This window comes from Staphylococcus massiliensis, assembly GCF_043186315.1.
GTDB classification, from domain to species: Bacteria; Bacillota; Bacilli; order Staphylococcales; family Staphylococcaceae; genus Staphylococcus; species Staphylococcus massiliensis.
This window is the reverse complement of the sequence record NZ_CP171119.1, coordinates 1,594,635-1,614,724: the sequence shown is the minus strand read 5'-3', so window position 1 is coordinate 1,614,724 and position 20,090 is coordinate 1,594,635. Positions and strand designations below refer to the sequence as shown.

Below are 20,090 nucleotides of genomic sequence, written 5' to 3'. Positions count from 1 at the left end.
AAATTAATTTTGTATCGATGCCATCATTTCAAACATTGGTAACATGATGACAAGGTATAAGGTTACGATAAAAAATCCTAGTAAGCAGAATACTAAGGGCTGTATCCACTTCAAGTGGAATAAAAAGCGTTTTTTAAGTTTGTTTAAAATAAAGGTGCTATACATTTTGAGTTCGATGTCTAACTTGCCACTTTTCTCACCTTGCCTAATATACTGTATAAAGTCATTTTCAAATAGGTTTAAAGAAGCTAAGGCATCTGGTAAAGCCGTACCTTGATGCATGTGTTCATTTAACGCCTTAGAAATGTACTTAAGATACATATCTTCGTCCTGCGTGCGATAAATGTGAATCATATTCTGAAGCTTAATACCGTTCTTATAAAATAGCGCAAATTCATTGGTAATAAAGTACGTTTTAAACATGCGGTAATACTTTGAAATAATGGGTATACGTCGATACACGATTAAACGCCTCTCAATCGACAACCGCTTCATCACCGTTATAAATATTACGACACTTAACGATATAACGAAGAGAAGACCCATGAGTACTGTAGGTAAATGAAAGATGATGTTGGTTAATATAACTTGGATATGCGACCGTTTAACTTGCATCGTATCGAACATCGTTTGAAATTCAGGTATAATGGTTTGATTAATTACGATAAGCATTGAAATAAAGATGAAGAGTAATACAAGCGGATATTGAATCGTCTTAAGTAAATTCTTTCGTATATTGAGTTGCTCTTTCAAAAAGAAAGCTGCTGTCTCAAGGTTCTCCTCTAAGGAACTATACTTTTCCGCAAAGAAAATTTGCATAATGACAGACTTCGGATATTTCAATAATGTCAAAATATAATAACATTCCTTGCCTGAGCGTAGGTCCTCTAAGATGTCATCCTTAAGATGTTTCGGTTTTAGATGATATTGCGATAATAAAAACTCAACCGATTCGTATAACGTAAAGCCGTGTTTCAATAATTCTGAGAGCCGATTTAAAAAGTCAATTTGATCCTCTGGCTTAAAAGACTGTCGAAATTGAATCGAGTTAATGATAGCGGTTATACGTGTCTTCACAAATAATACCTTCTTTGTTCAATTTAGCGAGCGTGTCTTGGATGCTCAAAAATGAGGACGGCAAGACTTCATGTGCTAAGAAATATTGAATGGCTTCCTTATCCATTACTTCATAAACCAGTTGACGTTCATGATCATTGGTAGTTATTAAACGCTGGTTCGTTACTTGGTTAATCGCTTGTTTAAGTTCTTCTTTCGTAACACCCATTTCGAGTAACCTTAATAAAACGCCTTGGCAATCATTCGCGTGAATGGTTGATAGCACTAGGTGACCACTTAAACTCGCTTGAATCACTTTCTTCGCGATATGGTGGTCTCTGATTTCGCCGATTAAAATGATGTCTGGATCACAACGTAGTATCGCTTTGAATGATGTTTCATAATCGATTTCTGCCTTATCATTAACCGAGATTTGTGTTATACCTTCTATAAGTTGTTCGACTGGATCCTCAATGGTAATAATGTTGCGGTTTAGATGATTTAAGGCATATTTCACCATTTGATACATCAGCGTACTTTTACCAGCGCCTGTTGGTCCACTAAATAAAATTAAACCTTGCTTCTTATGCATGAGCTTTAATAAGGGCTGATGTGAGTGGTACCGCTTCTCATCTTGAAAGTATTGAGGCGTAATCCGAATGACACAACTTTCAATCCCCAAACTTAATGGCAATGTAGAAATCCTTAGGAAATATACGATATCTTGCTTAAAGACGTAACGCCCACTTTGAGCTTTATGCTTTGTCGATACATCTAAACCTGCTTCGTATTTCATGTACGTTAACAACTTATTGTAAGTATCGAACTTTACGCGTTCAAACTCCTCTAACTCATCTCCTATCCTAAACTTAATGACGACCTCATCTCGAAACGGTATAAAGTGTACATCAGACGTTTGCTTTAAAATGGCTTGTTGAATAATACCTTTAAATAATAACTTCAAAAAAACACCTCCTACATATAATTAAACGTAGGAGGTGTCTAAATTACTTTTAATTTTAGCCATTTAAATATGGATTGAGTTCTTCGTCTTCCACTGTTGTATATGGCCCATGACCAGGATATAAAGGTAAATCTTGTTCAAGTTCAAAGATTTTATCTTTGATGGAATCAACAAGCGTTTCATAATCACCTTTGTATAAATCCGTACGTCCGATACCACTATTGAATAATGTATCGCCTACAACAGCGAATTCATCAAATACATACGTTAAACTACCTGGTGAATGACCTGGCGTATGCAATACATTAAATTTAAATCCTTCAACTTCTGCTTTGCCTTCATTAAGAAATTGAGGCTTGGCAGTGCTTTTCACAAGAGGTAAACCATACTCTGCGAACTTGCCTGAGCCGTTCTTATCAGGGTCTGTTAGGAAGCTTTCTTCTTCTTGATGCATATAAACGGGCACGTCATATTTCTCGATAACGTCATCAAGTGCACCGATGTGGTCGAAGTGTGCGTGCGTTAGGAGTACCGCTTTAACAGGTTTATTAATCTTGTTCACTTGATCAAAGATTCGACCTGAGTCAGCACCTGGGTCGACAATGATTAAACTGTTATCATTCTCAATGAAGTAACAATTTGTTTCAACCATACCTAGTGGTAGATGTGAAATACGCATTATTGATCACCCTTTAAATGTTTGTTTACAGAGTCTAATTTTTCGTTCATCTTGCGAGATTTGTCGCGACGATCGTCAATTCTAATATTCGTACATACACGGTCTAAGCCTTTATCGAAAGGTAATTCGTGAATGACTTGAACAACTTCTAGTAAATTTTTTAAATCACCTTCGATTAACGTATTCATTGGTGTTAATTGATAATCAATTTTACCTTCTGCTTTATAAGACTCAAGCTTCGTTTGGATTTCAGCGATGTATTTACTTACGCTTGGTCCTTCTGTACCTACAGGAATTACAACTACGTCTACTATTGCCATAATTATGCTCCTTTTGTATCGATTAGATAAGTTTTGATTAAGCCAGCTGCACCTTCAATACCTGCATCGTTACCAAGTTCTGCTTGAACGATTTCAGTACCATCTTGCGCTGGGTTAAATGTTAAATGACGATATTCTGTCTTAATATTTTCAATAAGAATGTCACCAGCGTCTGACATACCGCCACCTAAAATAACGAATTTAGGATTACTCATGACGCTGATAACACTGATCGCATATGCGATGTGGTTTGCGACACGCTCTGTAATAAAGATACAGAATTGATCGCCTTCTTTTGCAGCATCGAACACAGATTTAGCGGTAACTTTGTTCTCCTTAATTAAATGTAATATCGATGATTTAAACGTTAATTTCGGATAGTAAAAGTTCACGAGATTAACAACACCTGTCGCTGAAGCTACGGTTTCTAAACATCCTGATTTACCACAATTACATTGAAAGCGTTGGTCATGGTCAACTCTAAAGTGGCCGAATTCTGCGCCTGAACCATTGTGCCCATGTACCAGTTTATCATTCGCAATCATACCACCGCCAAGTCCAGTGCCTAATGTAATCATCGCTACGTCACGCGCACCTTTACCTGCACCCTTGTGCTTTTCACCGAGGGCGGCTACATTCGCATCATTATCAACAAATACAGGACAGTCGATATGTTTACTTAGAAGCTTCGGAATATCGACTTTATTCGGCCAATTTAAGTTAACAGCGCCATTAACGACACCTGTTTCGAAATTAACTGGGCCTGGTACGCCAATGCCGATGCCTAAAACGTCTTCGAGTTCAAAGCCGAGATCCTTAAGTGATGCTTGCCATGCGTTGAAAATATCTTCAATTAAGCTTTCGCCTGTTTCGTCCTTGATGTCGGTTTTGATGGACCATTTCTTTAGTCTGATGAGTGTTGAATCAAAGATGCCTAATTTACATGTTGTACCTCCAATATCAGCTGCTAAAATAATGTTTTTCATTTAAGTTCCATCCTTCTCTGATTGATAAGTAATTTAGCTTCTATAAACGTTTGGTTGGAAATAAGATGAAAGTCTCGTAACTCATGAATTTCTTGTTCGATGAGTTCTAAATGGTCAAGTGGATTCTTCATATAAGACACGTAACCAAACTGTTTGAGAAGTTGTAATACATCATAAAATTCTTTTAACTGATTATTCTTCATCGTCGTCCTCAAGTTCATGCTTTAAATCTTTATACTTCTTCACATTAGGCGCGTACTTAACAGCTTTATTAATGTGTTCTTTAGCCGTATCTAAGTCACCTAGTGAGCGGTTCGCAATCGCCATCTCGAAGTGAAGTAAACTTGATTTAGGGAATATTTTAAGACCGCGTTCCCAATCAGCCATTGCTTCTGCTTTCGAATTTTTAGTCGCATTAATTAAACCGCTTAAATAATACGTGTAATCATCCGCATAATCCTTCTTCTTCGTTTGATTAATCATGTGCTCCGCTTCATCATAATGATTCTCATACATCTGTTCTCGAATAATTCGGTTGTAGATGTTATCGGTTTGTGTCACAAATATCTTGATTAAAAGTAATAACGCAACAAATGCCGTACATGCGATGATGATACAGAATAACTTACGGTCCTTTAAGAAGTAATAACCTAGGAACGTTACAAGTACACCACCTAGTAAACCACCAATATGTGCTAAGACATTGATGTTTGAAATGAAGAGCGAAATCACGACCATAATCAATAGCGCTAATAAAAGTTGACCGATTGTACGTTGGTCGAATTTCTGGCTAATAATCATGCACGCGATTAAAGAACCGATTAAGCCGAATATCGCACCACTAGCCCCTAACGAGAACGTATCTGGGCTAAATGCGAGCGTAACTAAATTACCAATAATCCCCGATAACATGTATACACCGAACATGCGCCATGAACCGAGAATCGACTCGAGTAACTTACCAAATATGAATAAACTCAACATGTTAAATAATATATGTTCAAAGTTGAGATGTAAGAACATCGATGTAATCAGACGGTGCCATTCACCGTGAACGACATTGAAATGCGCTAACGCACCTAAATCAATTAACTTTAAATCTGTAAACTCGTTATGATGTAAGATATTAATTAAGGCCCAAATGATTACGTTAAGTAGTATAAGGCCATATGTAATTGGACTAAATTTGTTCATGTGTCGTTCGATAGGATTTTCATTGAGCACACGTTTCTTATAGTAAGAAGCGGATTTACTATCTTTACGATTTGCCATGCGTTTCGCAATCGGGTGCGACATAATTGAAGCTAAATCAGATTGAGATTCAATAAAATGATACGTCATCTTTGTACGGTCATATTCATTGAAATCGTGCGTGTCATACGTGCGGTCTGTGAAATAATAAAACTTATAAGCTTCTGGCCTAAAGCCAAGAAATCTATTAATATTATCAGGATGTTCAAGGATACGACTTTTATCGAAACGAATTTCTTGAGATGTACTAGACCCATATTTAAAGATAGCAATCTCATGGCGCTTCGTATGTTTTAGCCAAATCTCATTAAGATCCTTTGATTTAAATGCAATTTCATAATTAGAATATTTCATCCAACGATGAATCGTCTGCCAGTAATACTTTTCACTAATCATAAATGCCTCCGTTACGTTTTCGCCACAATCAGTTCATCAACTGGTTGATCATGTGACGCTACTGGTATTTCATCAATTTGAAATTCATAAATTAAACTTAACGTTTTAGGTTGATGTTTACTTAAAAACTTATCAAAGTATCCGCCACCATATCCAATACGGTACCCCTCTTCATTAAAGACAACGCCTGGTACAACAACTAAATCTAAGTCGTTGCTGATTTCAGTATCGCTCACGACATGGTCAATCCCTTTATCGTCAGGTCCAATTTGATCAAGACTTTCGATACGTTTAAAGTTCATTTCTTTATTGTCATAATCTGTTTCCGGCACGAATACAGCTTTATTCATAGCAAGTGCCTTTTCAATGATGGGATGCGTATTCACCTCATGCGGCATAGATAATACGAGCCCGATACGGTTCGCTTTTATAAATTTATCATGTTTTAATAATTGATTCATTAAATATTGATCAGAAGACTTTTTATTTTCAATTGAATAATCTTTCATTTTAGCTATTGTTTCTTTTCTCAATAAACGCTTATCCAATCATAACACCCTCTTTTATGTAGTATGCCTTAATTATACAATTTCTCTAATATGATGTCATGAATAGACGTCGCATTTTTGAAAAGTCCTTTAAATACAAAAAACTTGAACGATGCTAAACAAAGTTCAAGTTTTAGGCTTTTATTTCATGTTTCTATGAAATTTAAGCAATATTATTTAGTTTCACGGTGTAATGTGTGTTTATTATCACGTGCACAGAACTTTTTCATTTCGATACGTTCAGGATTCGTTCTTTTGTTTTTAGTAGAGATGTAGTTTCTGTCTCCACATTCTGTACATGCTAGCGTTACGTTGATACGCATTATAAACCCCTCCTCATTTTTCAAAATACGACCTATATATCATATCATTTCACGAGAGATTTTGAAAGCGTTAATTTTTATCATAAGATTCGTAACGTTCACCTGTCATGTAGTAATAGATATGTTCTGAGATATTCGCGATGTGATCACCAATACGTTCTAAATATCTCGCTGCTAAATGCGCTTGTGCTGCAACGAATGGGTCGTTATCAATTAAGTACGTTGTGTTGATGATATCTTTAAATAAGTCGTCAATATCTTCATCGCGAATAATGATTTCTTTAATTAAAGTAATATCATCCTCACGTACTGCAGTGTTTAAATCTTTAAGCATTAACATCGCAAGTTTACCCATTGTATCAAGGCGCATCAGAATGTAGTTATCTGTGAACTTAACACGCTTTCTGATTTGAGCGATATTCGCGGCATTATCACCGATACGTTCAAATTCTGATGATATTTTAAGCGCAGCAATCATTAAACGTAAGTCAGTCGCAATTGGTTGCTGCTTCGTAATTAGCATGATGACTTGTACATTGATGTCATGATCTAAACGATTAATTACGGTATCCTTTTTAACAACAGCTCGTGCATGGTTAATGTCTTGATCACTTAATACAGATACGGATTGCTGTATTAAAGAAAAAATACGAAGGCCCAATCGTCTGATATCTTTTCTAAGTTCTAACAATTGGCCTTCGTATGTGTGTCTAATTATTGCCATGTATTAACCGAAGCGTCCTGAGATGTAGTCTTCAGTTTCTTTATCTGAAGGATTAGAGAATAAAGTATCCGTATCATTATATTCATTCACATAACCATGTAAGAAGAATGCTGTTTTATCAGATACACGCGCTGCTTGTTGCATGTTGTGTGTAACCATGATAATTGAGTATTCTTGTTTTAACTCTTGAACAAGTTCTTCGATTTTTAATGTTGAAATTGGGTCAAGTGCAGATGTTGGTTCGTCCATTAAGATAACATCTGGTTCAATCGCTAAACATCTTGCGATACAAACACGTTGTTGTTGACCACCTGATAAACCGTAAGCGTTTGTATCTAAACGGTCTTTTAATTCATCCCAAATTGCTGCGCCACGTAAAGATTTTTCAACGATTTCGTCTAACGTTTTCTTATCTTTAATACCGTGGATCTTAGGACCATATGTGATGTTGTCATAAATTGATTTAGGGAATGGGTTTGGTTGTTGGAATACCATTCCGACATCAGTTCTTAATTTTTCAGTTGAGTATTTCTTATCGTAGATGTTTTGGTCACGATATAAAATTTTACCTGAAGTTTTAACTGATGGTACTAATTCTACCATTCTGTTTAAAGCTTTGATGTATGTTGATTTACCGCAACCTGAAGGTCCGATAATCGCTGTTACGTTATTTTCTAAAATATCTAAGTTGATATTTTTTAATGCATGGTTCTCACCATACCATAAGTCTAAATTTTGAGTAGAGAATACTACGTCTCTATCTTTGTCTGTGATGATTTTCTTTTTGTTGCCTTCATTTTTTTCTAAGTTAGATTCAAATGTTTTTTGATCAGTGTTTTGCTCTGTATTTAAATCTTTTACTTTATTCATATTAAAAACCCCATTTTATATTAATACTTTTTAGAGAATTTGTTTCGGATATAGATTGCTACTGAGTTTAATAAAAGTAATAACACTAGTAGAACAATGATTGCTGCTGCAGAAAGGTGTTGGAATTCTTCTTGCGGAAGCGCTGACCAGTTGTAGATTTGAAGTGGTAACGCTTGGAATGAATTTAAGATACCTTGTGGTGTCGCAAGTAAGATTGTCGGAATTCCAAGTGCTACAAGTGGTGCTGTTTCACCAATTGCACGAGAAATCGCTAAGATAACACCTGTTACGATACCAGGGATAGCCGCTGGTAATACAACATTCTTGATTGTTTGCCATTTGTTGGCACCTAAGCCATATGAAGCTTCACTTACTGAACGTGGTACTGAGCGAATCGCTTCTTGGCTCGCTACAATAATTACAGGTAAGATTAATAATGATAAAGTTAATGCAGCCGCAAGAACTGAGTTACCCATTTTCATTAAAGTAACGAAAATTGTTAAACCTAATAAACCGTAAACAATTGAAGGAACACTTGCTAAGTTAGAAATGTTCACTTTGATAAATTTAGTAAATGCGTTGTCTTTCGCATATTCTTCTAAGTAAATTGCTGTACCTACACCAAGTACTAAAGAGATTGGAATTAATGTCATCATTAACCATAATGTACCGATTAATGCACCTTTAATACCTGCTTTTGAAGGTGTCGTAGATGAAAAGTTTGTAAAGAATCCACCAGTTAGTGAACCTAAACCTTGTCGTAAAATATCGATTAATAAGATTGCTAAAACGATTAAACCGATTAATGTACAAGCAAAGAAAATACCTCTAAAGATCGAATTCTTTTTCTGTCTGCCAGAGAGATTTTTTTCTATAGCTTTATGATCGACTAAAGACATATTTTAATACTCCTCTCTGAATCGTTTCGTGATCCATTGTGAAATTAAGTTCATGATTAACGTAAAGATAAATAATGTGAAACCAACAGCATAAATACTGTAGTAGATATCAGTACCGAATCCAGCGTCACCTGAAGTTACTTGAACAATGTAACCAGTCATTGTTTGGATTGATTTGAAGATACTGAAGTCTGAACTTGGATCACTACCTGCTGCAAGTGATACAATCATTGTTTCACCGATTGCACGTGAAATCGCAAGAACGATAGAAGCAATGATACCTGAAATCGCAGCCGGAATTACGACTTTTAAAATCATTTCTAATTTCGTAGCACCTAAACCTAAGGCACCTTCACGAATTTTATTTGGAACTGAAGACATTGCGTCCTCACTTAAACTTGCAATCATAGGAATAATCATTACACCTACTACTAAACCAGGACTTAGTGCGTTGAAGCTTTCTAATCCAGGGATAATACTTCTAAGTAATGGTGTAACAAATGTTAAAGCGAAGAAACCGAATACGATAGTAGGAATACCAGCAAGGATTTCAAGTATTGGTTTGATGATTCTTCTTGCTTTATCAGATGCATATTCACTTAAGTAAATAGCAGCACCTAAACCAACAGGTACGGCAATTAACGTAGCTATGATTGTAATTTTAAGCGTACCTAAAATTAATGCCCAGATACCAAATTTAGGATCAGATGAGAATGGTTTCCACTCGCTCGTAAATAAGAATTCGGCGAATGAAATGCGTGTAAAAAATGTAATTGTCTCAGTGAGTAACGTGATTAGAATACCAATCGTAGTAAGGATTGAAATAGTAGCAATAGCACCTAAGATGACTGGCATAATCTTATCACTGATGTTTGATTTACCCTTTTGATTTTTCTTAATCATCTCTCTTACAGAAGAATTTGATTTCATAAGATAACTCCTTTATTCACAAAAAGGGGCGTCTTAGGATTAAGCGCCCCTTTGGTTGATCTTAATTCAATTCATTATTTTGATTCTTTTTTGTCTTCAGAGCCACCAGAGATCTTTTTAAGTTTGTCAAGTTGCTCTTTGTACTTATCTTCTGGTAATGCAACGTAACCAGCGTCTTCAGCTGCTTTACCTTTATCTTCTAAAGCAAATTTCATGAATTCAGATGCTACTTTGTTTTCTTTTAATTTCTTGTTGTTAGCATAGATGAATAATTCACGGCTTAAAGGATAAGATTTATCTTGGATAGTTTCTTTAGTTGGTTCTACAGCTTCACCTTTGTCACCTTTGATTTTAACAGGTTTTAACTTGTCTTTGTTTTCTTGGAAGAAGCTATAACCGAAGAAACCGATACCGTTTTTGTTATCTTCAACTGATTTAACGATTACGTCAGTTTTTTGGTTCTTTTGAGACGTTAAGTCTTTTTTATCTGTAACGTGTTCAGTAAAGAAATCGTATGTACCATGTGATTGGTCAGGTGAGAACGCTTTGATTTCTTTATCAGGATATTTAGAATTTACATCTTTCCAAGTCTTAGCTTCGCCAGTGTAAATCTTTTTAAGTTCTTCCATTGATAATTCTTCAACGAAATCATTTTCTTTGTTTACAGCAACTGTTAGTCCGTCAAGACCTACAGTGAATTCAGTGTAGTCGATACCTTTGTCTTTTAATTGTTTTTTCTCATCGTCTTTAATTGGACGAGAAGCATTTGAGAAGTCAGTATCGCCTGAGATGAATTTCTTGAATCCATCACCAGTACCTGATGTAACTGATTCGATTTGAGCTTGAGGGTTTTTCTTAGCCCATTCTTCGTTTAATTTTTCAACAACAGGCGCAACAGTTGATGAACCGTTAGCTTTTGCTTTACCACTTAAATCGCTTTGGCCACCGCCTGAACCAGAACCACTTTCAGATTGTCCAGCGCCACCACAAGCAGCTAATAATAATGCAGCACTAGCAGTCGTAGCACCTAAAACATGTAATTTCTTCATTGAAACATCCTCCTAGTATCAATATACTTTCTACAACATCCACAATACATACATATTATTAATGCGTGATGAACTTATTGTAAATTTTCTGTTAACATGCTATTTAATTTCGTAATTCTTTATCGTTTACGATATTTATACTTAAATATTAAGTAACTTAAAATATATTCATAATTTTTCGACTATTCCAATCACTAAATTTCTTTCTTTTTCTCCTTGAAAAGCCATTAAAAAACAAGGACGCGTTTGCGCCCTTGTTAACTATAATTATTGAGTTTGTGATTCATTTTCATCTTCAGGTCTTGTAGCATTCTGTTGGTTAGTACCTGCATTTTGGTTACCATTACCACCTTCTGAGTTTTCTGAAGGTGATTCACCATTGTCATCTTGACCGTTCTCAGATGATGCTTCACCATTTTCGCTTTGCTCTGTTTTCTTATCTTTAGATGACGGGTCGTCCTCTTTTTCTTTCTCTTCTTTGAAATAGTAGTTGATGATATCTCTACCTAAGTCACCACCTGGTAAGAATGGTTCTGGAACTGGGTGGTTCGTATAAACGATTGAGAATGCAAGTTCTGGATCGTCTTTTGGAGCATAACCAACATATGTTGAGTTAACACGAGGCTCACCATCAAGGAATACTTCAGCAGTTCCTGTTTTACCAGCTGATGGAACAACTGTGTCGTGGAAACTCATATAACCTGTTCCATTGATGTCATTGAATGCCTTGTCGAAACCTTTTTGAACTTGATTGAGTTCTTTATCGGAGTTATTGATTTTATTTAAAACATTGCCATCGATTTTACTCTTAACTGGACCAAGCTCATCTTTATTTGTAGCTTTACGAATTTCTTTGCCAATGTGTGGCTGAATACGATAACCACCATTACCCACTGTAGATGCATATTGTGCTAATTGGAATGGTGTGTACGTATCATACTGACCAATTGATAAATCGAGATAGTTACCAGGATTATCTTTTAAAGGTTCGATTTGACCGTTTACCTCATTAGGTAAATCAAGACCCGTTTTAACGCCTAAACCTACTTGGTTAAGACCTTTACGTAATTTAATACCTGCTTCTGATACATCACTTGGAAGTGGCATATCTTCCTTATATTCATAGCCAGCAAGTTTTAATGCTGTCTTGAACATGTAGACGTTTGATGAATGCATTAATGCTTCAGCATCATTAATTTCTTTAGAACCATCTTTATTAAAGTAAGAACTTTTCTTAAGGCCACCATTAAAAATCATCGGCGTATCAATCATTTGTTCGCCAACTTTAATCGCGCCATTTTGGTAACCAGCGAGTAACGTAGCACCCTTAACAGAAGAACCTACTGTATACTGAGTACTAAACGTACCGTAGTCGAAGTTCTTAATTGTGCCATCTTTTTCGATTTGCTTACCAGATAAAGCGAGTACTTCACCTGTTTTAGGATTTTGGACGACCATTAAGGCTTTGTCCATATCCTTAGCACCCTCACTACGGAGCTTTTTAATATGTTTTTCCATAAGTTCTTCAAGTTTTTGTTGTAACTTAATATCAATAGATAATACTAAATCATCGCCACGAGAACCTGGATGAATGACTTCAGAGTCAATAATACTACCTGACTTATCGGTCGTATATTTCATCTCTTTCTTCTTAGCTTTTAAGATGTTCTCATATTGATATTCTAAATATGTTTTACCAACGCGGTCATTTCGTGAATAGCCTTTCGATAGATACTCATTTAAAAGCTCTTTAGGTACACCTTCTTCTTCTGAAGAAACATTACCAAAGATTTCTCTTAACGTTTCATCGTAAGGATATTTACGATCCCAATCCATTGAAGTGTTAACACCTGATAAGTTAGATAATTGTTGTGATACTGCCGCATATTCTTTTTCAGTAACATCTTCATTCTTGATTGTTTGTGGATCCATCATAGTACCTGACATCATACGGCTAAAGATAGCTGCGACTTCTTTATCTTTATCTGAGAGGTTGTCAAGTTCTTCTTGAGGTATTTTCTCATGCATCTGCTTATCATAATCTTCCTGAGAAATACTACCATCTTGAACCATTTGTTCTTCTTTTTTAACAATTTCTTTAGCTTTTTCAGGGTTCTTTTGAATCCAATAGTCTTGTTTATCACGAGGTGTGAGTTTCGAAGTATCCATTTCTATAAGCTTAGAGAGCTTTTCGGCAGTTTCTAAAACTTCATCAGGACTTGAGTTTCTATTTCTTGTATATGTAATCGATTTTTTGGATGCATTATCTACAAGGACATTACCATTTCTATCAAGTATACGTCCTCTTGGTACGGGTTCATTTACAGTTAGGTTTTCGCTATTTTTGATTAATTCACTATAATGCGAGCCTTGAGCAATCTGTAAGTACCCTAGCCTTAGGACGAGAATTGCAAATATAAAGATAACAATACCAAATATAAAATTGATCCGTTTGTTCATCTTATTGATGTTTTTTTCATCATAAGATTTCTCTTTTAATCTTTTTAGCAAAACAACCTACCTCTATTCACTAAAGTCTCTTTATCAACTATAAATGAAATCGCATGATTTTGCGAACAATTTTATAAAAAATAAACGACCTCGTATAGAGGTCGTTATTTATAAATATCATGCAAAATTATTTTGCAGCGTTGTATAACTCGTCTACTTTTTCCCAGTTAACAACGTTCCAGAATGCTTCGATATATTCTGGGCGCTTGTTTTGATATTTAAGGTAGTAAGCGTGTTCCCAAACGTCTAAACCAAGTAAAGGAGTTTGACCTTCAGTTACTGGGTTATCTTGGTTTGGTGTAGTAACGATTTCTAATTCACCGTTATTTAATACTAACCAAGCCCAACCTGAACCGAAACGGCCTGCAGCTTTTTCAGCAAATTCTTTTTTGAAGTCGTCCATTGAACCCCATTTTTCTTTGATCTTTTCAACTACGTCACCTTTTTCTTCTGAATTAGGTGAAAGTAATTGCCAGAATAGTGAGTGGTTTAAGTGGCCACCACCGTTGTTACGTACTGCTGTACGTTTTTCTTCTGGTACGCTGTCTAAGTTAGCAATGATTTCTTCGATTGATTTAGATTCTAAATCAGTACCTTCAACAGCTGCGTTTAATTTAGTAACGTAAGTGTTGTGGTGTTTAGAGTGGTGGATTTCCATAGTCTCTTTATCGATATGTGGTTCTAATGCATCGTATGCATATGGTAATTTTGGTAATTCAAATGCCATAAATAATCATCCTCCTTGATTTGTTTACAACTTAACTATAACAACTAGCTATGTTGCTACTCAATCTTTTTGCTTGTAACGACTTAATTGAATAAGTGCGTTACGATGTATGTTCAAAATAACATCTTTAAAGGACTTTTCAAAATATTGAAATTGATTCATTAATGTTTAAACAATTAATGTTATAAGTAGTGAGACTTTAACCTTTTGCATATAATATAGTATAATGAGCTTTGACAATAAAGTAAGTAACATATTTGATATAAATATTGGTATAAAGGAGTCATAACATGTCTGAAATTACGCATCGTAAAAATACGCGCACTGTGAATGTTGGAGGTATTCCAATTGGTGGTGCGAATGAAGTAGTCATTCAAAGTATGACGACAACTAAAACATATGATGTTGAAGCAACTGTGGCTGAAATTAAACGTTTAGAAGAAGCTGGTTGTCAAATCGTGCGTGTCGCTTGCCCTAACGAAGAAGATGCGCATGCGATTAGAGATATTAAAGAACAAATTAATATTCCTCTTGTAGTCGACATCCACTTTAACTATAAATTAGCGTTAATCGCTATTGAAAATGGTGCTGACAAGATCAGAATCAATCCTGGTAATATTGGTCGTCGTGAGAAGGTAGAAGCTGTAGTTGAAGCATGTAAAGCTAAAGGCATTCCAATTCGTATTGGTGTTAATGCTGGTTCATTAGAAAAGCACATCCTTAAGAAATATGGCTACCCTACTGCTGATGGTATGGTTGAAAGTGCGTTACACCATATCAAAATCTTAGAAGACCTAGATTTCCATGACATCATTGTTTCAATGAAAGCAAGTGATGTTGATTTAGCTATCGAAGCTTATACTAAAGCTGCGAAAGCTTTCGACTACCCATTACATTTAGGTATTACAGAAAGTGGTACATTATTTAATGGAACAGTTAAATCATCAGCTGGTCTTGGTGCGATTTTATCACTTGGTATCGGTAACACATGCCGTATTTCATTATCAGCTGACCCTGTTGAAGAAGTTAAAGTTGCAAAATCGCTATTAAAAGCATTTGGTCTTGCTAGTAACGCTGCTACTCTAATCGCGTGCCCAACTTGTGGTCGTATTGAAATTGACTTAATTTCAATCGCGAACGAAGTTGAGGAATATATCGAAAAAATTCAAGTGCCGTTGAAAGTAGCCGTACTTGGTTGTGCCGTAAACGGCCCAGGTGAAGCGCGTGAAGCCGATATTGGTATTGCTGGTGCGCGTGGCGAAGGCTTGTTATTCATGAAAGGTAAAACTGTTCGAAAAGTCCCAGAAGAAACAATGGTTGATGAACTTAAGATTGAAATTGATAAGTTAGCAGCTGAATGGGAGAAAAAACGCGAAGAAGAAAAAGAAGCAGAAGCTACAAAATAATAGCTTTATATAAAAAGAAAGGATCTAAGACGATTAACTTGTTCAGTTATTACACTGAATGAAGTTAAAGTCTTGGATCCTTTTTATATTTAAAGTCTAATTTCCTAACAGCATGCTTTCCTGGGGCGTGGCCGGAGCCTGTAGTCTCCGGACTCACGCTACTCCCCTAGGAGTCAGCTGTTAGGAAATTTAAAGTTTATTCACTTAGTAAGTACTATTACTCTTTTAATAAGACAACAGGTTCAGCTGTTTAATCTAACAATTTCTTTAATTTACTATTTAATAAAATATAGTAATAGTACAAATATATATAAAACTTTAATATGATTTATTTCGCATTGCACTTTTCGCAGATGCCATAAACTTCTAATTTATGTTTTTGAATGTCAACTTTAGGTAACTGCGATTTGATTTCATCAATCGGACAATAATCAATGACTTTCGTATCACCACATGATTCACAAATAAAGTGATGATGGTGATGATCGGTACAAGCGATTCTGAATTTCATTTCTCCATCTAATTCAGTACTTTCAATGATGTCTAAATCTTTGAATAAGTGTAAGTTTCGGTACACCGTATCAAAAGAAATGCCAGGATACAATGTGTTCATATGCTTTTGAACGTGTTTCGCATTAATATATTTATCTTCATCAATAAATAATTGTGCCATATCACGTCGTTTATCTGTATATTTATGTCCGTTAGACTTTAGTATTTGAATCGCATCGTTAACGTTCATGATTACCAGCTCCTACAAATTTATTCGCAATGAATTTTTGGTATAACATTGTGATGATAAGTAATAATATAAGTACTACTACAATAACACCACCAGGCGATAAATTCATATAAAATGCTAGCGTCAATCCACTAATTACTGAGAACTCCCCTATAAGGATGCTGAAGGCGATAAGTTGTTTAAAGCCTTTTGACAAACGCATCGCAATCGCGACTGGTAAAGTAATCAATGCACTTACGAGTAAGATACCTACTACGCGCATTGAAGCTGAGATAACGAGTGCTACGATAACGATAAATAAGAATTGAATCCATCTTGGAATACCAATCACTTTACTATACTCTTCATCAAAGGATAATATAAACATTTCTTTATAAAAGAATAGAATGAATAAGAGTACGATAATCGCTATCACAATAACTGTAATTAAATCACTTTTCGCAACGGCACTAATAGAGCCAAAGAGTAATCCGACTAATTCTTGGTTAAATCCTTCTGATAATGAAAGAAAGATAGCGCTCAAACCAATACCTGAACTCATAATAATCGGTATCGCAATTTCTTGATAATTTGAGTATGAGGTACGTAGTCTTTCTATTAAAAAGGCACCAACGATAGCGAACAGAATTCCGAACCAAATCGGATTAAATACGACCATAAATGGGAATGCGGTAATGATAAACATCCCGAATGAAATACCACCGAGCGTAACGTGACTTAAAGCATCTGCGATAAGAGATAGTCGACGTACGACGATGAAAGCCCCGATTAATGGGGCGAGTAAACCGATTAAAATACCACTGATGAAAGAGTAACGCATAAACTCATAGTTAAGTATCGCCTCAATCATGAACAACACGCCCTATCATGTTGGTGATCCACGAATTTAACCGGATGACCATATATTTTAGATACTTCAACTTCGTCTAGTGACTTGAAATCTTCAGTCGTGCCATGGAAGTGTAAGTGACGATTTAAGCATGCCACTTCTGTAGCCGTATCTACTACGACACCAATATCATGTGTTACGAGAATGATCGTTACGCCGTCTTCTTTAAGTTGGTTCAGTGTGTCATAAAATTCTTTTACGTGTTTCGCATCAATACCGTTAGTCGGTTCGTCTAAAATGAGTACGCTTGGTTCAGAAATTAACGCACGCGCGATTAAAACGCGTTGTTGTTGTCCACCTGATAAACGTGCAATATTTTTATGCTTAAGATGAGTAATATTTAAACGATCGAGCACGGCATCTACAGCTTTATCATCTTTTTGATTAAACCATTTAAATAAGCGTTTCTTTTTCGTAAGCCCACTCAGTACAACTTCTTTCACGGTTGCTGGAAATCCTTGGTTAAAGGCAATCGCACGCTGAGAAACGTAACTAATCTTTTGCATCGCATGTTTATTTGAATAGCTACGACCATCTACAAGAATTTCACCCTTTTGTAGTGGAATTAAGCCTAAAATGAGCTTTAGTAGCGTAGATTTACCAGCTCCGTTAGGACCAACAATCGCCAAAAATTCAGCTTTATTTATCTTAATATTTATATCTTCAAGTACTTGTTTATTTTCATAATAGAAATCTATATGCTTTAATTCGAATACTGGCGTTTCCATAGTTTCACCTCGTTTAATACTATACAACCAGTTGCAAGTTATGTAAATAGTAATCTTTACGAAATATATAATTTGAAATAGATGTTTAATTCTGATAATTGTATGATTGGGATAACACGCAATGTCAGTTTAATTTCTAAAGGGCTTTTTATAAAGAAAAAACCGACACATCAAGTGCCGGTTACTTTCATTTAGTAAGGTTCGCACGCGAAGCCATCTTTGTCTCTATCAAGTTTTCGAGAATAAGAAGGATGACTACTTGGGACTCCGCCTGGATAGAATTGCCTCATTTGACCACATGTACCAAAATAAACAGGTATAGCAGGTTGCTCCTGAGGTTGAGGTTGCTGTTGTTGTTGCGGTTGTGATTTAGAATCATTTGGTTGTGAAGGCGTATTATAATTATCTTTTTGGTCATTTTGTATAGATGGATTCGTATGATTCGTATTTTTCTCAGATTGTTCCTTTTCAACGGTCTCTGGTAGATTACCAACTTCCCTCTTTAAATAAGACCATAAATTTAATCGCTCTTTTTTAGCTAAAGATTCACTTTCATAAAACTTATCGTATAAGGTATCGTTTTTAAAAGAATCGAATTTAAGACGGGCTAAACCCTGACGTAATAGTTCATTATTTAAGGAATTATTATCTGCAAATAGATATACTAAATAATGTCCCTTGTCATTCTTTTGACGCCCTTGATCAAAGACTACATATATTTGTTTTGCATTAGTTAATAGCTTTTTAGTTAAATGATACGCCTTTTTACCGTAGTACTTAAATTCTTTAGTGGTACTTTTTATATCAGGTGTTTCTACCATTAATAACTGCATCGTAAGTACTTCACCTTTATATTTAAGTTTAATGGTATCACCATCTACAACCTCTTCAAGCTTCATTATGTATTTAGGAACATCCTCCTCGGATTTTATTTTACCGTAAATATCTGTTTTGAGTGACTCGAATTTCAAGTCATTACTAGTCTTTTTAGACTTGGTCTTTTCCGTATCTTGGGTTTTAGTTTTTGTATCATCCTGTACGAAGAAACCTAAACCCATAAATAAAATGAATGTTATAAATAATCTTTTAATGATTGGTTTAACTTTTCTTCTCTTAATTAGATAGTAAAGTATTTTAATCGTATAAAATATGAGCATAATAAATGTAATTACGAAGCAAAAACTTATGATGAAATTCAAATTACATCTTCCTTTCAAACTGTATAATATAATTATAGATACTTTATAAATAATGTATAGTATTTTAGCGTTTTTTCACAAAAATAAACCGACACATCAAGTGCCGGTTTAATCCATTAACCTACTTCACAAGCGTAACCATCTTTGTCACCATCTAAAGATGACTTGTATGCTGGGTGATCTTTTGAAACACCTTCTGGATAAACTTTACGTAGTTCAGAACAATTACTGAAATCGTTATCAGTATTTTCATCAGGTGTGTCAGGCGCTGTTTCATCGCTTGACCATAGATTTAATTTATTCTGTTTTGCGTATTCTTGGCTTTTTTGAAGCTGAGGTAAGTATGTCGTGCTTGGTGGGTAAACGTATTTAATTTCTGCTAAACCATTTTTCACTAGTAGATTGTTTAACATTTGGCCATCCACATAAATATAAGCAAGCATGCGACCATATTTGTCACGTTTTTCACCAACGTCAAATTCCACTTCAATTTTCTCAGCGTTCTCTAATTTCTTCTTCGTGAATGCTGCAGCCTCTGGGCCGTATGGTTCAACGCCAATATCAGGGTGTTTTGTTTCAGGTGTATCCACTAATAAGAATCTAAACGTTTCTTGCTTGCCGTTTAAATTTAATCTCACTGTGTCACCGTCAACTGCTTCTGAATATGTAGCCTCATATTTTGTTAAGTCTTTGAAGTTATCATCTGAAGATTCAGCTGCTTGAACCGATTCGCTTGGTGCTTGGTATGTAGTTACGCCAACTAAAGTTGCGATAGCCGTTAGTACAATTAAACCTTTTCTCACTTTAAAAGCACTTTCAATACGACTCGCCATAAATAACAATAAACCAACTGCAAGTAATGTCATCGAAATAAGTGTGATATTCATTTGTAT

Annotated in this window: 22 protein-coding genes; 1 reads left to right on the top strand and 21 read right to left on the bottom strand. The window is 35.4% G+C overall.

The window, feature by feature from the left end:
• Positions 1 to 3 precede the first annotated feature (3 nt).
• The 16 genes from comGB to ACF3N8_RS07785 all read right to left on the bottom strand — a co-directional run bounded on the left by comGB (position 4) and on the right by ACF3N8_RS07785 (position 14,233).
• Positions 4 to 1,077: a competence type IV pilus assembly protein ComGB gene (comGB, locus tag ACF3N8_RS07860; RefSeq protein ID WP_017176497.1), complete on the bottom strand. Its 1,074-nt coding sequence runs from the start codon at positions 1,075 to 1,077 to the stop codon at positions 4 to 6.
• Positions 1,049 to 2,020 (bottom strand): competence type IV pilus ATPase ComGA, encoded by a 972-nt coding sequence (gene comGA, locus ACF3N8_RS07855; protein ID WP_238100787.1) that lies wholly within the window; start codon positions 2,018 to 2,020, stop codon positions 1,049 to 1,051. Before comGA ends, comGB begins: the two co-directional genes overlap by 29 nt.
• A gap of 55 nt (positions 2,021 to 2,075) precedes the next feature.
• Positions 2,076 to 2,699: an MBL fold metallo-hydrolase gene (locus ACF3N8_RS07850; RefSeq protein ID WP_009382539.1), complete on the bottom strand. Its 624-nt coding sequence runs from the start codon at positions 2,697 to 2,699 to the stop codon at positions 2,076 to 2,078.
• Positions 2,699 to 3,019: an MTH1187 family thiamine-binding protein gene (locus ACF3N8_RS07845; protein ID WP_238102074.1), complete on the bottom strand. Its 321-nt coding sequence runs from the start codon at positions 3,017 to 3,019 to the stop codon at positions 2,699 to 2,701. Before ACF3N8_RS07845 ends, ACF3N8_RS07850 begins: the two co-directional genes overlap by 1 nt.
• 2 nt (positions 3,020 to 3,021) lie before the next feature.
• Positions 3,022 to 4,005, bottom strand: a complete 984-nt coding sequence (locus ACF3N8_RS07840) for an ROK family glucokinase (protein ID WP_009382541.1) — start codon at positions 4,003 to 4,005, stop codon at positions 3,022 to 3,024.
• Positions 4,002 to 4,208 carry a YqgQ family protein gene (locus tag ACF3N8_RS07835; protein ID WP_009382542.1) on the bottom strand — a complete coding sequence of 69 codons (207 nt, stop codon included), beginning with the start codon at positions 4,206 to 4,208 and terminating at the stop codon, positions 4,002 to 4,004. The genes ACF3N8_RS07840 and ACF3N8_RS07835 overlap by 4 nt, the downstream gene beginning before the upstream one ends.
• Positions 4,198 to 5,652 carry a rhomboid family intramembrane serine protease gene (locus tag ACF3N8_RS07830; RefSeq protein ID WP_238102075.1) on the bottom strand — a complete coding sequence of 485 codons (1,455 nt, stop codon included), beginning with the start codon at positions 5,650 to 5,652 and terminating at the stop codon, positions 4,198 to 4,200. Before ACF3N8_RS07830 ends, ACF3N8_RS07835 begins: the two co-directional genes overlap by 11 nt.
• Before the next feature lie 11 nt (positions 5,653 to 5,663).
• The gene (locus ACF3N8_RS07825) at positions 5,664 to 6,200 is read right to left on the bottom strand and encodes a 5-formyltetrahydrofolate cyclo-ligase (RefSeq protein WP_009382545.1); all 537 of its coding nucleotides are present in this window, start codon (positions 6,198 to 6,200) and stop codon (positions 5,664 to 5,666) included.
• A 173-nt stretch (positions 6,201 to 6,373) separates the two neighbouring features.
• Entirely contained in the window at positions 6,374 to 6,523 is a 150-nt protein-coding gene (gene rpmG / locus ACF3N8_RS07820; protein ID WP_009382546.1) for a 50S ribosomal protein L33, read from the bottom strand.
• Positions 6,524 to 6,593: 70 nt separating this feature from the next.
• Positions 6,594 to 7,247: a phosphate signaling complex protein PhoU gene (gene phoU, locus ACF3N8_RS07815; RefSeq protein WP_238102076.1), complete on the bottom strand. Its 654-nt coding sequence runs from the start codon at positions 7,245 to 7,247 to the stop codon at positions 6,594 to 6,596.
• 3 nt (positions 7,248 to 7,250) lie between these two features.
• A complete protein-coding gene (gene pstB, locus ACF3N8_RS07810; protein ID WP_009382549.1) occupies positions 7,251 to 8,117 on the bottom strand; it encodes a phosphate ABC transporter ATP-binding protein PstB in 867 nt (288 codons plus the stop codon).
• 20 nt (positions 8,118 to 8,137) lie between these two features.
• Entirely contained in the window at positions 8,138 to 9,016 is an 879-nt protein-coding gene (gene pstA, locus ACF3N8_RS07805) for a phosphate ABC transporter permease PstA (RefSeq protein WP_009382550.1), read from the bottom strand.
• Positions 9,017 to 9,019: 3 nt separating this feature from the next.
• Positions 9,020 to 9,946: a phosphate ABC transporter permease subunit PstC gene (pstC, locus tag ACF3N8_RS07800; RefSeq protein ID WP_238100789.1), complete on the bottom strand. Its 927-nt coding sequence runs from the start codon at positions 9,944 to 9,946 to the stop codon at positions 9,020 to 9,022.
• A 74-nt stretch (positions 9,947 to 10,020) separates the two neighbouring features.
• Positions 10,021 to 10,995 (bottom strand): PstS family phosphate ABC transporter substrate-binding protein, encoded by a 975-nt coding sequence (locus tag ACF3N8_RS07795; protein WP_009382552.1) that lies wholly within the window; start codon positions 10,993 to 10,995, stop codon positions 10,021 to 10,023.
• A 267-nt stretch (positions 10,996 to 11,262) separates the two neighbouring features.
• Positions 11,263 to 13,506 (bottom strand): peptidoglycan D,D-transpeptidase FtsI family protein, encoded by a 2,244-nt coding sequence (locus tag ACF3N8_RS07790; protein WP_392449806.1) that lies wholly within the window; start codon positions 13,504 to 13,506, stop codon positions 11,263 to 11,265.
• A 127-nt stretch (positions 13,507 to 13,633) separates the two neighbouring features.
• The gene (locus ACF3N8_RS07785) at positions 13,634 to 14,233 is read right to left on the bottom strand and encodes a superoxide dismutase (RefSeq protein WP_009382554.1); all 600 of its coding nucleotides are present in this window, start codon (positions 14,231 to 14,233) and stop codon (positions 13,634 to 13,636) included.
• A gap of 290 nt (positions 14,234 to 14,523) precedes the next feature.
• Here ACF3N8_RS07785 and ispG point away from each other — a divergent pair, with 290 nt between their 5' ends.
• Positions 14,524 to 15,639: a flavodoxin-dependent (E)-4-hydroxy-3-methylbut-2-enyl-diphosphate synthase gene (gene ispG, locus ACF3N8_RS07780; protein WP_009382555.1), complete on the top strand. Its 1,116-nt coding sequence runs from the start codon at positions 14,524 to 14,526 to the stop codon at positions 15,637 to 15,639.
• Between the two features lie 328 nt (positions 15,640 to 15,967).
• Here ispG and ACF3N8_RS07775 read toward each other — a convergent pair whose 3' ends face one another.
• From ACF3N8_RS07775 to ACF3N8_RS07755, 5 genes are all read right to left on the bottom strand, one after another.
• Positions 15,968 to 16,381 carry a Fur family transcriptional regulator gene (locus tag ACF3N8_RS07775; protein ID WP_009382556.1) on the bottom strand — a complete coding sequence of 138 codons (414 nt, stop codon included), beginning with the start codon at positions 16,379 to 16,381 and terminating at the stop codon, positions 15,968 to 15,970.
• Positions 16,371 to 17,231 (bottom strand): metal ABC transporter permease, encoded by an 861-nt coding sequence (locus tag ACF3N8_RS07770; RefSeq protein WP_009382557.1) that lies wholly within the window; start codon positions 17,229 to 17,231, stop codon positions 16,371 to 16,373. The genes ACF3N8_RS07775 and ACF3N8_RS07770 overlap by 11 nt, the downstream gene beginning before the upstream one ends.
• Positions 17,228 to 17,998, bottom strand: a complete 771-nt coding sequence (locus ACF3N8_RS07765; RefSeq protein WP_009382559.1) for a metal ABC transporter ATP-binding protein — start codon at positions 17,996 to 17,998, stop codon at positions 17,228 to 17,230. The genes ACF3N8_RS07770 and ACF3N8_RS07765 overlap by 4 nt, the downstream gene beginning before the upstream one ends.
• Positions 17,999 to 18,189: 191 nt before the next feature.
• Complete coding sequence (locus ACF3N8_RS07760) at positions 18,190 to 19,197, bottom strand: thermonuclease family protein (RefSeq protein ID WP_392449805.1); 1,008 nt, start codon at positions 19,195 to 19,197, stop codon at positions 18,190 to 18,192.
• A gap of 116 nt (positions 19,198 to 19,313) precedes the next feature.
• Positions 19,314 to 20,084, bottom strand: a complete 771-nt coding sequence (locus ACF3N8_RS07755; RefSeq protein WP_238093403.1) for a thermonuclease family protein — start codon at positions 20,082 to 20,084, stop codon at positions 19,314 to 19,316.
• Between the last annotated feature and the right edge of the window lie 6 nt (positions 20,085 to 20,090).

Excerpts from the sequence above, each read along its gene's own strand:
- ACF3N8_RS07850 (WP_009382539.1), bottom strand. The coding sequence starts at position 2,699 with ATGCGTATTTCACATCTACCACTAGGTATGGTTGAAACAAATTGTTAC.
- ACF3N8_RS07845 (WP_238102074.1), bottom strand. The coding sequence starts at position 3,019 with ATGGCAATAGTAGACGTAGTTGTAATTCCTGTAGGTACAGAAGGACCA.
- ACF3N8_RS07840 (WP_009382541.1), bottom strand. The coding sequence starts at position 4,005 with ATGAAAAACATTATTTTAGCAGCTGATATTGGAGGTACAACATGTAAA.
- ACF3N8_RS07835 (WP_009382542.1), bottom strand. The coding sequence starts at position 4,208 with ATGAAGAATAATCAGTTAAAAGAATTTTATGATGTATTACAACTTCTC.
- ACF3N8_RS07830 (WP_238102075.1), bottom strand. The coding sequence starts at position 5,652 with ATGATTAGTGAAAAGTATTACTGGCAGACGATTCATCGTTGGATGAAA.
- rpmG (WP_009382546.1), bottom strand. The coding sequence starts at position 6,523 with ATGCGTATCAACGTAACGCTAGCATGTACAGAATGTGGAGACAGAAAC.
- phoU (WP_238102076.1), bottom strand. The coding sequence starts at position 7,247 with ATGGCAATAATTAGACACACATACGAAGGCCAATTGTTAGAACTTAGA.
- pstB (WP_009382549.1), bottom strand. The coding sequence starts at position 8,117 with ATGAATAAAGTAAAAGATTTAAATACAGAGCAAAACACTGATCAAAAA.
- pstA (WP_009382550.1), bottom strand. The coding sequence starts at position 9,016 with ATGTCTTTAGTCGATCATAAAGCTATAGAAAAAAATCTCTCTGGCAGA.
- pstC (WP_238100789.1), bottom strand. The coding sequence starts at position 9,946 with ATGAAATCAAATTCTTCTGTAAGAGAGATGATTAAGAAAAATCAAAAG.
- ACF3N8_RS07795 (WP_009382552.1), bottom strand. The coding sequence starts at position 10,995 with ATGAAGAAATTACATGTTTTAGGTGCTACGACTGCTAGTGCTGCATTA.
- ACF3N8_RS07785 (WP_009382554.1), bottom strand. The coding sequence starts at position 14,233 with ATGGCATTTGAATTACCAAAATTACCATATGCATACGATGCATTAGAA.
- ispG (WP_009382555.1), top strand. The coding sequence starts at position 14,524 with ATGTCTGAAATTACGCATCGTAAAAATACGCGCACTGTGAATGTTGGA.
- ACF3N8_RS07775 (WP_009382556.1), bottom strand. The coding sequence starts at position 16,381 with ATGAACGTTAACGATGCGATTCAAATACTAAAGTCTAACGGACATAAA.
- ACF3N8_RS07770 (WP_009382557.1), bottom strand. The coding sequence starts at position 17,231 with ATGATTGAGGCGATACTTAACTATGAGTTTATGCGTTACTCTTTCATC.
- ACF3N8_RS07765 (WP_009382559.1), bottom strand. The coding sequence starts at position 17,998 with ATGGAAACGCCAGTATTCGAATTAAAGCATATAGATTTCTATTATGAA.
- ACF3N8_RS07755 (WP_238093403.1), bottom strand. The coding sequence starts at position 20,084 with ATGAATATCACACTTATTTCGATGACATTACTTGCAGTTGGTTTATTG.